Annotated in this window: 15 protein-coding genes; 9 read left to right on the plus strand and 6 right to left on the minus strand. The window is 66.0% G+C overall.

What is annotated here, in order from left to right:
• The first annotated feature begins 429 nt into the window (after window positions 1-429).
• Genes lepA through nagZ form a run of 9 tightly spaced genes read left to right on the plus strand, consistent with a single transcriptional unit; the run spans window position 430 to window position 8,523 of the window.
• Window positions 430-2,238: a translation elongation factor 4 gene (lepA, locus tag HPA01S_RS09955; RefSeq protein ID WP_066269466.1), complete on the plus strand. Its 1,809-nt coding sequence runs from the start codon at window positions 430-432 to the stop codon at window positions 2,236-2,238.
• Window positions 2,238-3,215: a signal peptidase I gene (gene lepB / locus HPA01S_RS09960; protein ID WP_066269467.1), complete on the plus strand. Its 978-nt coding sequence runs from the start codon at window positions 2,238-2,240 to the stop codon at window positions 3,213-3,215. The genes lepA and lepB overlap by 1 nt, the downstream gene beginning before the upstream one ends.
• A gap of 25 nt (window positions 3,216-3,240) precedes the next feature.
• Complete coding sequence (locus tag HPA01S_RS09965) at window positions 3,241-3,588, plus strand: DUF4845 domain-containing protein (protein ID WP_066269468.1); 348 nt, start codon at window positions 3,241-3,243, stop codon at window positions 3,586-3,588.
• 43 nt (window positions 3,589-3,631) lie between these two features.
• Window positions 3,632-4,372, plus strand: a complete 741-nt coding sequence (rnc, locus tag HPA01S_RS09970) for a ribonuclease III (RefSeq protein ID WP_066269471.1) — start codon at window positions 3,632-3,634, stop codon at window positions 4,370-4,372.
• A 3-nt stretch (window positions 4,373-4,375) separates the two neighbouring features.
• Window positions 4,376-5,392: a GTPase Era gene (gene era / locus HPA01S_RS09975; protein WP_066269474.1), complete on the plus strand. Its 1,017-nt coding sequence runs from the start codon at window positions 4,376-4,378 to the stop codon at window positions 5,390-5,392.
• A gap of 45 nt (window positions 5,393-5,437) precedes the next feature.
• Window positions 5,438-6,238, plus strand: a complete 801-nt coding sequence (recO, locus tag HPA01S_RS09980) for a DNA repair protein RecO (RefSeq protein ID WP_066269477.1) — start codon at window positions 5,438-5,440, stop codon at window positions 6,236-6,238.
• Window positions 6,239-6,254: 16 nt separating this feature from the next.
• A complete protein-coding gene (locus HPA01S_RS09985; RefSeq protein ID WP_245638614.1) occupies window positions 6,255-7,016 on the plus strand; it encodes a pyridoxine 5'-phosphate synthase in 762 nt (253 codons plus the stop codon).
• Complete coding sequence (gene acpS / locus HPA01S_RS09990) at window positions 7,013-7,405, plus strand: holo-ACP synthase (RefSeq protein WP_066269481.1); 393 nt, start codon at window positions 7,013-7,015, stop codon at window positions 7,403-7,405. The genes HPA01S_RS09985 and acpS overlap by 4 nt, the downstream gene beginning before the upstream one ends.
• Window positions 7,406-7,431: 26 nt before the next feature.
• Window positions 7,432-8,523 (plus strand): beta-N-acetylhexosaminidase, encoded by a 1,092-nt coding sequence (gene nagZ, locus HPA01S_RS09995; protein ID WP_066269483.1) that lies wholly within the window; start codon window positions 7,432-7,434, stop codon window positions 8,521-8,523.
• A gap of 25 nt (window positions 8,524-8,548) precedes the next feature.
• Here the strand turns inward: nagZ and HPA01S_RS10000 are convergent, their stop codons facing one another.
• From HPA01S_RS10000 to truA, 6 genes are read right to left on the minus strand one after another with little or no spacing between them, the layout of a single operon-like run.
• A complete protein-coding gene (locus HPA01S_RS10000) occupies window positions 8,549-9,229 on the minus strand; it encodes an LON peptidase substrate-binding domain-containing protein (RefSeq protein ID WP_066269485.1) in 681 nt (226 codons plus the stop codon).
• Window positions 9,226-10,104, minus strand: coding sequence for an acetyl-CoA carboxylase, carboxyltransferase subunit beta (gene accD, locus HPA01S_RS10005; protein WP_066269486.1), 879 nt, complete (start codon window positions 10,102-10,104; stop codon window positions 9,226-9,228). Before accD ends, HPA01S_RS10000 begins: the two co-directional genes overlap by 4 nt.
• A 43-nt stretch (window positions 10,105-10,147) precedes the next feature.
• Entirely contained in the window at window positions 10,148-10,957 is an 810-nt protein-coding gene (gene trpA / locus HPA01S_RS10010) for a tryptophan synthase subunit alpha (RefSeq protein WP_066269487.1), read from the minus strand.
• The gene (trpB, locus tag HPA01S_RS10015; RefSeq protein ID WP_066269489.1) at window positions 10,954-12,222 is read right to left on the minus strand and encodes a tryptophan synthase subunit beta; all 1,269 of its coding nucleotides are present in this window, start codon (window positions 12,220-12,222) and stop codon (window positions 10,954-10,956) included. Before trpB ends, trpA begins: the two co-directional genes overlap by 4 nt.
• 43 nt (window positions 12,223-12,265) lie before the next feature.
• A complete protein-coding gene (locus tag HPA01S_RS10020; protein WP_066269492.1) occupies window positions 12,266-12,958 on the minus strand; it encodes a phosphoribosylanthranilate isomerase in 693 nt (230 codons plus the stop codon).
• Window positions 12,955-13,785 carry a tRNA pseudouridine(38-40) synthase TruA gene (truA, locus tag HPA01S_RS10025; protein ID WP_245638615.1) on the minus strand — a complete coding sequence of 277 codons (831 nt, stop codon included), beginning with the start codon at window positions 13,783-13,785 and terminating at the stop codon, window positions 12,955-12,957. The genes HPA01S_RS10020 and truA overlap by 4 nt, the downstream gene beginning before the upstream one ends.
• Between the last annotated feature and the right edge of the window lie 9 nt (window positions 13,786-13,794).

Consider the following 13,794-nt stretch of genomic DNA (forward strand, 5'->3'; position numbering starts at 1 on the left):
GTTTTCCTGAGTCCAGATCGTCACGAATTCTTTTTTGTTAGTGACTGCTCACGACTGAAAGGGGGTTCATGACCGAATTCGCTAAAATGGCGCCTGTTCTGAACGGATTCCTGTGACGATGTGCCCCTTGTATCCACGATGTGGGAACGGTTCCAGGATGCCCCCAGCTCTTCCACAGCTGCCTCACAGGCTGTTCAGTTTTTCTGTGGAAGAGTTGTGAATAACTTGTCTGTTGCTGCGCTGCAACAAGGCGATGGAGCTGGTTTGGTGGTGTGCATTCCGGGCTTTTTGCCTACAATGAAACCCCAACTATCGCAGTTGCCATTGATTGTTGGTTATGGGCGCGTCAGCAGCTGACGCGCCCTTTTTTATGGCCGCCCGTTCCTGTGTGAACACGCGGTTTTTCCCTGTGTCCGAGCCGCTTTCCTGATGAATCACATCCGCAATTTTTCGATCATCGCGCACATCGACCATGGCAAGTCCACGCTCGCTGACCGCATCATTTCCCGTTGCGGAGGGTTGTCCGATCGCGAGATGAGCGAGCAGGTGCTGGACTCGATGGACATCGAGAAGGAACGTGGCATCACCATCAAGGCGCAGACGGCTGCGCTCCAGTACAAGGCGCGTGACGGGAAGGTCTACAACCTGAACCTGATCGACACGCCCGGACACGTCGACTTCTCTTATGAGGTCTCGCGTTCGCTGTCGGCGTGCGAAGGCGCCCTGCTGGTGGTGGATGCCAGCCAGGGCGTGGAAGCGCAGACCGTGGCCAACTGCTACACCGCACTCGACCTGGGTGTGGAAGTGGTGCCGGTGCTCAACAAGATGGATCTGCCCAACGCGGATCCGGACAACGCCAAGGCCGAGATCGAAGACGTGATCGGCATCGATGCCACTGACGCCATTCCGTGCTCGGCCAAGACCGGCATGGGTGTGGACGAAATTCTGGAGGCGGTGGTGGCGCGCATCCCCTCGCCCAAGGGCCAGACCGATGCTCCGCTGCGCGCCATGATCGTGGACAGCTGGTACGACGCCTACGTGGGCGTGGTCATGCTGGTGCGGGTGGTGGATGGTCACCTGCTCAAGGGTGAGCGCTTCAAGATGATGGCGACCAACACGGTCTACAGCGCCGACAACCTGGGCGTGTTCACGCCCGGCAACGAGCCGCGCGAGTCGCTCCAGGCGGGCGAAGTGGGTTACATCATCGCCGGCATCAAGGAGCTGCAGGCGGCCAAGGTGGGTGACACCATCACGCTGGAGAAGAAGCTGCCTAACAACAGCGGCCCGGCCAGCGAAGCCTTGCCGGGCTTCAAGGAAGTGCAGCCGCAGGTGTTCGCCGGCCTGTACCCGACCGAGGCCAACCAGTACGACGCCCTGCGCGACGCGCTGGAAAAGCTCAAGCTCAACGACGCTGCTCTGCAGTACGAACCCGAGGTGTCGCAGGCGCTGGGCTTCGGCTTCCGCTGCGGCTTCCTGGGTTTGCTGCACATGGAAATCGTGCAGGAGCGCCTGGAGCGTGAGTTCGACCAGGACCTGATCACCACCGCGCCCAGCGTGGTCTACCAGGTGGTCAAGCCCGATGGCGAAGTCATCATGGTGGAGAACCCGTCCAAGATGCCCGAGCAAGGCCGCATCGAGGAAATCCGCGAGCCCATCGTCACGGTGCACCTGTACATGCCGCAGGAATACGTCGGTGCCGTGATGACCCTGGCCAACCAGAAACGGGGCCTGCAGCTCAACATGGCCTACCACGGCAAGCAGGTCATGCTGACCTACGACATGCCGCTGGGTGAGATCGTGCTGGATTTCTTCGACAAGCTGAAGTCGGTCAGCCGGGGTTATGCCTCCATGGACTACGAGTTCAAGGAGTACCGCGCTTCCGACGTGGTGAAGGTCGACATCCTGCTCAACGGCGAAAAGGTCGACGCGCTGTCCATCATCGTGCACCGTTCGCAGTCTCAGTACCGAGGGCGTGCGGTCGCCGCCAAGATGCGTGAGATCATCAGCCGCCAGATGTTCGATGTTGCCATCCAGGCCGCGATCGGCGGCAACGTGATCGCGCGCGAGACCATCAAGGCGCTGCGCAAGAACGTGCTGGCAAAATGCTACGGCGGTGACATCTCGCGCAAACGCAAACTCCTCGAAAAACAGAAAGCAGGCAAGAAGCGCATGAAACAGATCGGCTCGGTCGAAGTGCCCCAGGAGGCCTTCCTCGCCATTTTGCAGGTGCAAGACTGATGCAGGCCTTGATGGGAACGGTCACCGCGGTGATCCTGGCGGCGTTTGCTGCCTACGCCGTCGCCTGGTACTCCGGTGCGATCGACAGCAGCTTTGCCGTCATGCTGATGCTGGCCACGGTGGTCACCGGGGTGTACTGGCTGGCAGAGAAGCTGGTGTTCCTGCCGCGCCGCCGCCGCAGTGCCCAGGTGCTGCTGGACGAGCACAACGTGCGCAAGGAAGCGCTGCTCAAGCAGGGCTTTACCCACATCGAGGGCGACGTGGACCAGGCGCACCAGAAACTGCTGGCCCAGCCCTGGTGGCTGGACTGGACCGCCGGCCTGTTCCCGGTGATTCTGGCGGTGTTCGTGCTGCGCTCCTTCATGTTCGAGCCCTTCAAGATACCGTCTGGCTCCATGATCCCCACCTTGCGCGTGGGCGACCTCATACTGGTCAACAAATTCCACTACGGAGTGCGCTTGCCCGTCTTCAACACCAAGATCATCGACAACCACGTCCCGCAGCGCGGTGACGTGATGGTCTTCCGTTACCCGCCGCAGCCCAGCCTGGACTACATCAAGCGGGTGATCGGTGTACCGGGTGACGAGGTGGCCTATCTGAACAAGCAGCTCACGGTGAACGGCCAGCCGGTGCCGCGTGTCGCCCAGCCCGAGTTCTTCGACAGCGAGACCATGCGCTACGCGCACCAGTTCCGGGAAACGCTGAACGAGCGCAGCTACAACATCCTCAATGACGAAGACCGCCCGGCCTTCATCCAGGGCACGACGGAGTTTCCTTTCTCCAATGCCTGCCGCTACACCGTCGAGGGTGTGACCTGCAAGGTGCCAGCCGGCCACTATTTCATGATGGGTGACAATCGCGACAACTCGCTCGACTCCCGCTACTGGGGCTTCGTTCCCGAGGCCAATATCGTGGGCAAGGCGTTTTTCGTCTGGATGAATTTTGGCGACCTCGGCCGCATCGGATCATTCGAGTAAGCACACAGCCACTGGAGGGGATGACATGCAATTGAAACGGCAGCAACAAGGCCTGACTTTTTTCGGTCTGCTCATCGTGGGCGTCCTGCTCGCGTACACCGGCGTGATCCTGGCGCAGGTGGCGCCCACCTACATCGAGTACATGGCGGTGCAGAAGGCGGTGACCAAGGCCGCGGCTGGCAGCACCGTGGCCGAGGTGCGCAGCATCTTTGACAAGGCATCGCAGATCGATGACATCCGCACCATCTCCGGAAAAGACCTGACGGTGGGCAAGGAAGGCGACCGCGTGGTGGTGTCCTTCGCTTACCAGCGCGAGGTTTCGCTGTTCGGACCGGCCTATCTGGTGATGAAGTACGAAGGCCGCTCCAAGTGACGCATTCCCCGGACCTGCTGCATCCCGCGGGACGCGGCGCCCTTTGAGCCCCGAACTTCTGGCGTTGCAAAAGCGCCTGCAACACACTTTTGCCAGTCCGCGCCTGCTAGAGCGTGCACTCACGCACCGCAGCTTCACGGCCGACCACAACGAACGGCTGGAGTTTCTGGGCGACTCGGTGCTCAGTCTGGCAATCTCCGGCCTGCTGTTTGAAAAGCTCAGCAAGCTGCCCGAGGGCGACTTGTCCCGCGTGCGCGCCAACCTGGTCAAGCAGGAAACCCTGTTCCAGATCGCGACCGGCCTGGGCCTGTCTGCCTGCCTGCGGCTGGGCGACGGCGAAAAAAGGTCGGGCGGGCAGAAGCGCCCCTCCATCCTGGCCGACGCGCTGGAAGCGGTGATCGGTGCGGTTTACCTCGACGCCGGCTTTGAGGTGGCAGCGGCCCTGGTGCACCGCCTGTACGGCAACATCGAGCTCAGCGCACAGATGAGCGCCATGGGCAAGGACCCGAAGACCGAATTGCAGGAGTGGCTGCAGGCGCGCAAAATGAAGTTGCCGGTCTACCGCGTGGTGGCCACGCTCGGCGAGGCGCACAAGCAGACGTTTGACGTCGAATGCACCGTCTCCGAAACCGGCCACAGCGAACGCGGCATCGGCGCTTCGCGCCGGGCGGGTGAACAGGCCGCCGCCGCCGCCATGCTGCAACACCTGACCACCGGCTCGGCGTCTTCCGCTGCGCCACTCTCTGACACCCCGGCGCTCAACGCCACCACCCAGCAACCCTGATACATGCCTGCTTCCCCCGCACCGCCGCCCGCCAACCCCGATCTGGACGCCATGCTGGCCCGCGTCCTGGGCAAGGACAACGGTCCCGCCGCGCCGGACGAAGCCGCCCCCGCCGCTGAGCCCGAGCCGGTCAACCCCGCGGACCAGCGCTGCGGCTACGTTGCCATCGTCGGCAAGCCAAACGTCGGCAAGTCCACACTGCTCAACGCCCTGGTGGGGCAGAAGGTCAGCATCACCTCGCGCAAGGCGCAGACCACGCGGCACCGCATCACCGGCATGCGCACTGTCGGGCCGTCGCAGTTCGTGTTCGTCGACACGCCGGGCTTTCAGACCCGGCACGGCAACGCGCTCAACCGCGCGCTCAACAAGACCGTGCTGGGCGCGGTGAACGACGTGGACCTGATCCTGTTCGTGGTCGAGGCCGGGCACTTCAACCTGGCCGACGCCAAGGTGCTGTCGCTGCTGCCGGCCAACGTGCCCGCCATGCTGGTGGCCAACAAGTTCGACCTGGTGCACCGCCGGGGCGACCTGGCGCCCTGGCTGCGTTCCATGCAGGAGCGCCACACCTTCGCCGAGTTCGTGCCCATGTCGGCCAAGGCGCCCAAGGACATCGACCGCTTGTTCGGCATCTGCGAGAAATACCTGCCGCAGCAACCCTGGATGCACGATCCGGACGACCTGACCGACCGCAGCGAGCGTTTCATGGCGGCCGAGATGGTGCGCGAAAAACTCTTCCGCCTGACCGGGGACGAACTGCCCTACACCTCCACGGTGATCATCGACAAGTTCGAGGAAGAGGGCGCGCTCAAGCGCATTGCCGCCACCATCGTGGTCGAACGCGAAGGCCACAAGGGTATGGTGATCGGTGAGAAGGGCGAGAAGCTCAAACGCATCGGCACCGAGGCCCGCCAGGAGCTGGAAAAACTCTGGGACTGCAAGGTGTTCCTGGAGCTGTGGGTCAAGGTGCGTTCGGGCTGGGCCGATGACGATGCGCGTGTGCGCTCGTTCGGCTACGAATAAGCCCGCACCCGCGGACCGGCACCCCTGCACGCGAGGCCAGGCGGCATGGCCCTGAAGCGCTTCTCCGACGAACCGGCCTTCGTGCTGCACCGCTACGACTGGAGCGAAACCAGTCTGGTGCTGGAGGTGTTCACGCGCCACCACGGTCGCATTGCCCTGGTGGCCAAGGGCGTGAAGCGGCCCACCTCGCAGTTCCGCCCGGTGCTGCTGCCGCTGCAACCGCTGCAGCTGTCCTGGAGCGGGGACGCCGAGGTGCGCACCCTCAAGGCTGCGCACTGGCAGGGCGGCCACGTGATGCCCACCGGCGAAGCCCTGGTCTCGGGCAGTTACCTCAACGAGTTGCTGATGCGCCTGCTCGCGCGCGACGACCCGCACGAGCGCGTGTTCGATCACTTCACCACCGCGGTGCAGTTGCTGGCCGAGAAGAGCGACGCCCAGCAGCTGATCCTGCGCGCCTTCGAATTGCTGCTGCTGCGCGATGTCGGTTTCCTGCCCGACCTCTCGCACGAAGGCAGCACCCTGGCACCCCTGGTGCCGGAACGGCGTTACCTGCTGGAGCCCGAGAGTGGCCTGGTGCCGGCGCAGGCCGATGATGCCCAGGCCCTCACCGGCGAGCAGTGGCTCGATTTGCAGGCCGCCATGGACGAACCGTCCCCGTTCGTGCCCACCTTGCGCGCCTGTGCCGCCTGCTTGCAGGCCGTGCGCCTGCCGCTGCGCAACCTGCTGCACTACCATTGCGGCGTGCGCGTGTTCAAAACGCGCCAGCTGATGCTCGACGTGCAGGCCATGACCCGCCCGCGCCCGCCCGTGAGCCCCGACCCTTCGCCCGATACCCCTCTGCCCTGACCGCACCATGACCACCGTGGCCTCCCGCTCCCCGCGTCCCCGCACCGCGCTGTCGGTGAACCTCAACAAGGTGGCTCTGGTGCGCAACACGCGCCACCTCGGCATTCCCTCGGTCACGCGCGCGGCCACGCTGTGCCTGCAGGCCGGCGCGCACGGCATCACGGTGCACCCGCGGCCCGACGAACGCCACATCCGTGCGCAGGACGTGCACGAGCTGGCCGAACTGCTCAAGGCTTGGCCGGACCGCGAGTACAACATCGAAGGCAATCCGTTCCACAACCTGATGGACTTCGTGCACGCCGTGCGGCCACAGCAGGTCACCTTCGTGCCCGACAGCGAAGGCCAGTTCACCAGCGACCACGGCTGGAACTTCCCCGCCGACGCCGAGCGCCTGCGCCCGTTGATCGCCGAAGCCCAGGCACTGGGTGCACGCGTGAGCCTGTTCATGGACGCCGAGCCCGGGCAGATGGCGGCGGCGAAAGCGGTGGGGGCCGACCGTGTCGAGCTCTACACCGAGCCCTATGCCGCGGCCTGGCACACGCCGCAGCGCGCCGCCCAGCTGGAGCGCTTCCGCGTGGCCGCGCAGGCGGCGCTCGACGCCGGCCTGGCGGTGAACGCCGGGCACGATCTGAACCGCGAGAACCTTGGCACTTTCGTGCACACATTGCCGGCGTTGAGCGAAGTCTCCATCGGCCATGCGCTGATCGCCGACGCGCTGGAGCTGGGCTACAGCGCCACCATCGCCGACTACCTGCGCTGCATCGCCGAGGCGGCATGATCCACGGCATCGGCACCGACATCTGCGACATCCGGCGCATCGAAACGGTGTACCAGCGCCAGGGCGAACGCTTCGTGCGCAAGGTGCTGAGCGACGCCGAGTTTCTGGTCTGGCAAAAACGCAGTGCGCGCTGGCCGCAGCGTGGCCTGCGTTACCTCGCCACGCGCTTCTCGGCCAAGGAGGCCTTCTCCAAGGCCATCGGCCTGGGCATCCGCATGCCCATGACCTGGCGCCGCTGCGAGATCAACAACCTGCCCAGCGGCGCGCCCGTGATCGTGCTGCATGGCGAACTGAAAACCTGGTTCGAGGCGCAAGGCCTGCGCGCCCATGTGACCGTGACCGACGAGACCGACTACGCCGCCAGCTTCGTGGTGGTCGAACGCGACTGAACCTCTTTGCGAGCCGCTGCTTTTTCATGAACCCACACGCCCCCCTGATCATCGACGTCGCCGGCCTGAGCCTGACCACCGCCGACCGCCAGCGCCTGGCCCACCCGCTGGTGGGCGGCATCATCCTGTTCGCTCGCAACTGGCAGAGCCGTGCCCAGCTCACCGCCCTGTGCCGCCAGGTCAAGGCGGTGCGGCCCGATCTGCTGATCGCGGTGGACCACGAAGGCGGGCGCGTGCAGCGCTTTCGCACCGACGGCTTCACCCACCTGCCACCCATGGCGGCGCTGGGCGCCCTGTGGCACGGCGCGGCCAAGGCCGGCGAGCCGGAGGGGGCGGCCGCCTTGCGCGCCGTCAACGCCGCCACTGCCGCAGGTTATGTGCTGGGTGCCGAGCTGCGCGCCTGTGGCGTGGACCTGAGCTTTGCACCGGTGCTCGATCTGGACTACGGCGAAAGCTCGGTGATCGGCGACCGCGCCTTTGCGCGCGATCCGCGCGTGGTCACGCTGCTGGCGCAGGGCCTGATGCACGGCCTGCTGCAAAGCGGTATGGCGCACTGCGGCAAACACTTCCCGGGCCACGGTTTCGTCAAGGCCGATTCGCATCTCGCCATGCCGGTGGACCGCCGCAGCCTCAAGGCGATCCTGGCCGAAGACGCCGCACCCTATGGCTGGCTCTCGGCCAGCCTGCAGGCGGTGATGCCGGCGCACGTGATCTATTCCAAAGTCGACAGCCGGCCGGCCGGCTTCTCGGCGCGCTGGTTGCAGGACGTGCTGCGGCACCGCCTGGGCTTCACCGGCGCGGTGTTCAGCGACGACCTGAGCATGGCCGCCGCGCGCCAGATCGATGGCCGCGAGGTGAGTTTCACCGAGGCCTCGCTGGCCGCACTCACGGCCGGGGCCGACATGGTGCTGCTGTGCAACCAGTCTGTCGTGGACGATGGCGCGCCCATCGACGATGCCATCGACGCGCTGTCGCAGGCCGTATTGCAAGGGCGCTGGCAACCGAGTGCCGCCAGCGAAGAGCGTCGCCTGGCGCTGCTGCCGGCGCGTGCCGCCATGGGCTGGGACGATCTGATGGTGAGCGAGCGCTACATGCAGGCGCTGTCGCTGCTGCCCTGAGCGGGCGCGCCGGTGGGGCGCTGCCTCAGTGCTGCAGCCCGAGCTTGTCGAGCAGATCCGACACCAGCTCCAGGCGCAGCAGCGGGTTGTCCAGCGTCATGAGGCGCTGCTTGAGTTCGGGGGGCGCGGGCAGCAGTTCGGCCCAGCGGTTGGCGACCCAGCCGCTGTCGTCCCACTGGTAGGGCGGTTGCAGCGGCAGTTGCTCAAGGTGGGTCGGGTCGCGCTCCTGCAGGTTCTGCAGCACGCGCTGCAGGCTGTCTCGGGTGTTGGCGAGGTGTTCGGGCACCGGCACCACGGGCTCGGCTTCGTCCAGCGCCACATCGGCTACCCACAGGCCGTGCGGCAGCTGCTGGCGGCGCTGCACGTGAAAGCGCTGCAGGCCGCGGCAGCGGATCACCATCAGGCCGGGTTGTGGCCGCTCCAGGCTTTCGATCTGCGCCAGTGTGCCCACCGGGTGGAACACCTCCCTGGCAAAACCGTCGCTGCCGGGGGCGGCGCCAGGGTCAAGCCGGCGCACCTCGCTGCCTTCGCTCAGGCAGACCACGCCGAAGGGCGCGCCGGCCTTGTGGCAGCGGCCGATCATGTCGAGGTAACGCACCTCGAAGATGCGCAGTGGCAGCCAGCCACCGGGGTAGAGGACCGTCTGCAGTGGAAACAGCGGCAGCTGGGACAGCGTGAGCGCCTCAGCCCCAGGGGTGGAGGTCAATCCTCGACCACCGCGTCGGCGCTCTGGCGTTGCAGCATGGCCAGGGTGTTGGCGATGGTGGCGCGCAGTTCGCGCCGGTCGCAAATGAAGTCCACCGCGCCCTTGGTCTGCAGGAACTCGGCGCGCTGGAAGCCTTCGGGCAGCTTCACGCGCACGGTGTTCTCGATCACGCGTGGGCCGGCAAAACCGATCAGCGCCTTGGGTTCGGCGATGACCACGTCGCCCAGGAAGGCAAAGCCGGCGCTCACGCCGCCCATGGTCGGGTCGGTCAGCACGCTGATGTAGGGCAGGCCCTTCTTGGCCAGGCGGGTCAGCGCCGCATTGGTCTTGGCCATCTGCATCAATGACAGCAGGCCTTCCTGCATGCGCGCGCCGCCGGTGGCGGTGTAGCAGACGAAGGGCACCTTCTGCGCGATGGCTTCTTCGACACCGCGCACGAAACGCTCGCCGACCACCGAGCCCATGGAGCCGCCCATGAAGTCGAATTCAAAACACGCCACGACCACGCTCACACCGCGCACTGCGCCGCCCATGACGATCAGCGCATCGGTCTCGCCGGTGGTTTCCAGTGCGTCTTTCAGGCGCTCGGGGTACTTGCGGCTGTCCTTGAACTTGAGCGCGTCAACCGGCAGCACTTCCTGCGCGATCTCGTAGCGGCCTTCGGCATCCAGGAACGCATTGAGCCGCGCACGCGCACCGATGCGGTGGTGGTGGCTGCAGTGCGGGCAGACGTTCTGGTTCTTTTCCAGGTCGTTCTTGTAGAGCACCGCTTCGCAGCTCGGGCACTTGATCCACAGGCCTTCGGGCACGCTGCGGCGCTCGGTCGGGTCGGTGGGGGTGATCTTGGGGGGCAGCAGTTTTTCGAGCCAGGACATGGTGTTTCTCCGTGCGGTGGCGCCAGCAGGCGCCGTGGCGGGATTATGCGTCGAGCGCTTTTCGGATGGTGCGAATGAAATGGATCGCCACGGCCACCACTTTTTCGTGCGGCTCGTTCTCCAGCAGCTGGATGATCTTGCTGCCGATCACCACTGCATCGGCGCTTTTGCTGATGGCGCGCGCGGTTTCGGCGTCGCGGATGCCGAAGCCCACACCCACTGGAACGCTCACGTGCTGGCGGATGCGCGGCAGCATGGCCTCGACCTGGCCGACGTCGAGCGTGCCGGCGCCGGTCACGCCCTTGAGCGACACGTAGTACACGTAGCCGCTGGCCACACGCCCGACCAGCTGCATGCGCTCGTCGGTCGAGGTGGGGGCCAGCAGGAAGATCAGGTCCATGCCGTGCGCGCGCAGCGCAGCGGCGAATTCTTCGCATTCTTCGGGCGGGTAATCCACCACCAGCACGCCGTCCACGCCGGCGGCGCTGGCATCGCGCACGAAAGCGCCGGCGCCGTGTTTCTGGTCGTAGCGCTCCACCGGGTTGGCGTAGCCCATGAGCACCACCGGCGTGGTGGTGTTGCGCTCGCGGAAGCTGCGCACCATGGCCAGCACCTGCACCAGGCCGATGCCCAGCGCCAATGCGCGGTCACCGGCCTTTTGCACCACCGGGCCGTCGGCCGAGGGATCGGAGAACGGGACCCCGAGTTCGATGATGTCGGCACCCGCATCGGCCATGCCGTGCATCAGCTCGGGCGTGATGTCGGCGAACGGGAAACCGGCCGTGACGTAGGGAATCAGGGCCTTGCGGTTCTGGGCCTTGAGTTGGGCCAGGGTGTTTTCGATGCGGCTCATTTGGCGGAGCCTCCTTTGACGGTGAGGCCACGCATGGAAGGCCGGTCGTAAAAATCCACACCCGAGAGGTCGGCCACGGTGCCGATGTCCTTGTCGCCGCGGCCGGAAAGGTTGACCAACACGGCCTGGTCGGGCCGCATGGTGGCGGCCAGCTTGATGGCGTAGGCCACGGCATGGCTGGATTCCAGCGCCGGGATGATGCCCTCGGTGCGGCACAGGCGGTGGAAGGCTTCGAGTGCTTCGGTGTCGGTGATGCCGACGTATTCGGCGCGGCCGATGTCCTTCAGGAAGGCGTGCTCCGGGCCGACGCCGGGGTAGTCGAGCCCGGCACTGATGCTGTGGGTTTCGGTGACCTGGCCGTTGTCGTCCTGCAGCACGTAAGTGCGGTTGCCGTGCAGCACGCCCGGGCTGCCCATTTGCAGGGAGGCCGAGTGCTTGCCGCTGTCCAGCCCTTCGCCGGCGGCTTCGACGCCGATCAGGCGCGTGTCCGCGTGCGGGATGTAGGGGTAGAAGATGCCCATGGCGTTGCTTCCACCGCCCACGCAGGCGACCACCGCATCGGGCTGCGACCGCTTGCAGCCGGCGGCCGCCAGCATCTCGGGCACCTGCACCAGGCACTCTTCACCGATCACGCTCTGGAAGTCGCGCACCATCATCGGATAGGGGTGCGGGCCGGCCACGGTGCCGATGATGTAGAAGGTGTTGTCCACGTTGGCGACCCAGTCGCGCATGGCTTCGTTGAGCGCGTCTTTCAGCGTCTTGCTGCCGCTCTCCACCGGCACCACCGTGGCGCCGAGCAGCTTCATGCGGTAGACGTTCGGGCTCTGGCGCTTCACGTCCTCGCTGCCCATGTAGACCACGCACTCCAGGCCGTAGCGCGCGCAGATGGTGGCGGTGGCCACGCCGTGCTGCCCTGCGCCGGTTTCGGCGATCACGCGCGGCTTGCCCATGCGCTTGGCCAGCATGGCCTGGCCGATGGTGTTGTTCACCTTGTGCGCGCCGGTGTGGTTGAGGTCTTCGCGCTTGAGGAAGATCTGCGCGCCGCCGGTTTCGCGGCTCAAACGCGCTGCGTGGTAGACCGGGCTGGGCCGGCCGACGAAGTGCGCCAGCTCGCTCTTGAACTCGGCCAGGAACTCGGGGTCGTGCTGGTACTTCGCGTACGCTGCCTTGAGCTCGTTGATCGCGTGGGTGAGCGTTTCGCTCACGAAGCTGCCGCCGTAGATGCCGAAGTGGCCGCGGGCGTCGGGTTGTTGGTAACTGGTCATGGGGGTCTCGGTGGGACTGCCCGCCTGACCCCATGCAACGGGGTCAGGACGGACGGGGATTCTGCTGTGCATCGGCCGCGCGCACGGCGGCCACGAAGTTGAGCATCTTGTCGGGGTCCTTGATGCCTTTGGCGGCTTCGACCCCGGAGCTCACATCAACGGCCCAGGGCCGCACCTGCGTGATGCCTCCGGCCACGTTTGCAGGCGTGAGTCCACCAGACAAAACGAGGCGAGAGCTGGCGTTTAGAAGCGGGTGTGACCAAGGGAAAGCCGTCCAGTCGAAAGATTGACCTCCACCGCCATATCCGTCGACCAGGGCATCGAGCAGGATGGCCTGGGCCGTGGCGTGGTCCGAGGCGTATTTTAGGAGATCGAAGCCGGCCCCGGCCGCGCCGGTGGGAATGCGCGCGGCGCGCAGGTAGGGGCGCCCGGCCGCCTGGCAGTCGGCCGGGCTCTCGTCGCCATGGAACTGCAGCAGGGCCTGGGGCACCGCCGCCACGCCTTCGCGGATCTGTTCGGCGCTGGCGTTGACGAACAGCAGCACGGGCGTGACGAAAGCGGGCAGGCGTCGGGCCAGCTCGCCGGCGCGCGCGGCGCTCACATGGCGTGGGCTGGCGGGGTAGAGCACGAAGCCCACCGCGTCGGCACCGGCGTGCACGGCGGCGTCCACGTCGGATTCGCGTGTCAGACCGCAGATCTTGATGCGGGTGCGGTGGTGGGCGGGCGAGGAACTCATGGCAACCAGTCGAAAGCGGGCGTGCGCTCTGGCAGGCCGAAGTCGGCATCGTAGACCGGACCGAGAAAGTACAGGCCGTCAGGGGAAAAGGTCGGCGCCGCGGCGTCGCGGCTGCGCGCCTGCAGCACCTCGGCCATCCAGGCGGGTGGGCGGTTGCCGTTGCCGATGGCGATGAGGCAACCCATGATGTTGCGGATCATGTGGTGCAGGAACGCGCTGGCCTCGAACTCGAAGCGCCAGTAGCTGGAGCGGCGCGAGATGTCCACCCGCAGCAGGTGTTTGACCGGCGAATGGGCCTGGCAGCGTGCGGCACGGAACGAGGTGAAATCGTGCTCACCGATCAGCGTCTGTGCCGCCTCTTGCATGGCTTCCAGCGAGAGCGGGCGAAACACCCAGCCCACCTGGCCGGCTTCCACGCTGGGCCGCACCGGCGATTCGTGGAGCACGTAGGCGTAACGGCGGGAGCGCGCGCTGGCCCGGGCATGGAATCTGTGCGGCACCTGGCGCGCCCACTGCACCGCGATGTCGTCGGGCAGAAAGCTGTTGGTGCCACGCACCCAGGCGTTTTCGGGGCGCTCCAGCGCGGTGTCGAAATGCACCACCTGCATCAGGCCGTGCACGCCAGCATCGGTGCGCCCGGCGCACAGCGTGTTGATGGTTTCAGGCTGGCCGCTGAAGCGGGTCAACGCCAGTTCGAGCTGGTCCTGCACCGTGCGCCCGCTCGGCTGGCTTTGCCAGCCGTCGTAGGCGCGGCCGTTGTAGCTCACGCCCAACGCGAGGCGTTGGGTGGTGGGAGCGGGAACAGGCGCCGGAGACGACAGCAACAAAAGCGAAAC

Origin of the sequence: Hydrogenophaga palleronii NBRC 102513 (assembly GCF_001571225.1) — a bacterium.
Lineage (GTDB): Bacteria > Pseudomonadota > Gammaproteobacteria > Burkholderiales > Burkholderiaceae_C > Hydrogenophaga > Hydrogenophaga palleronii.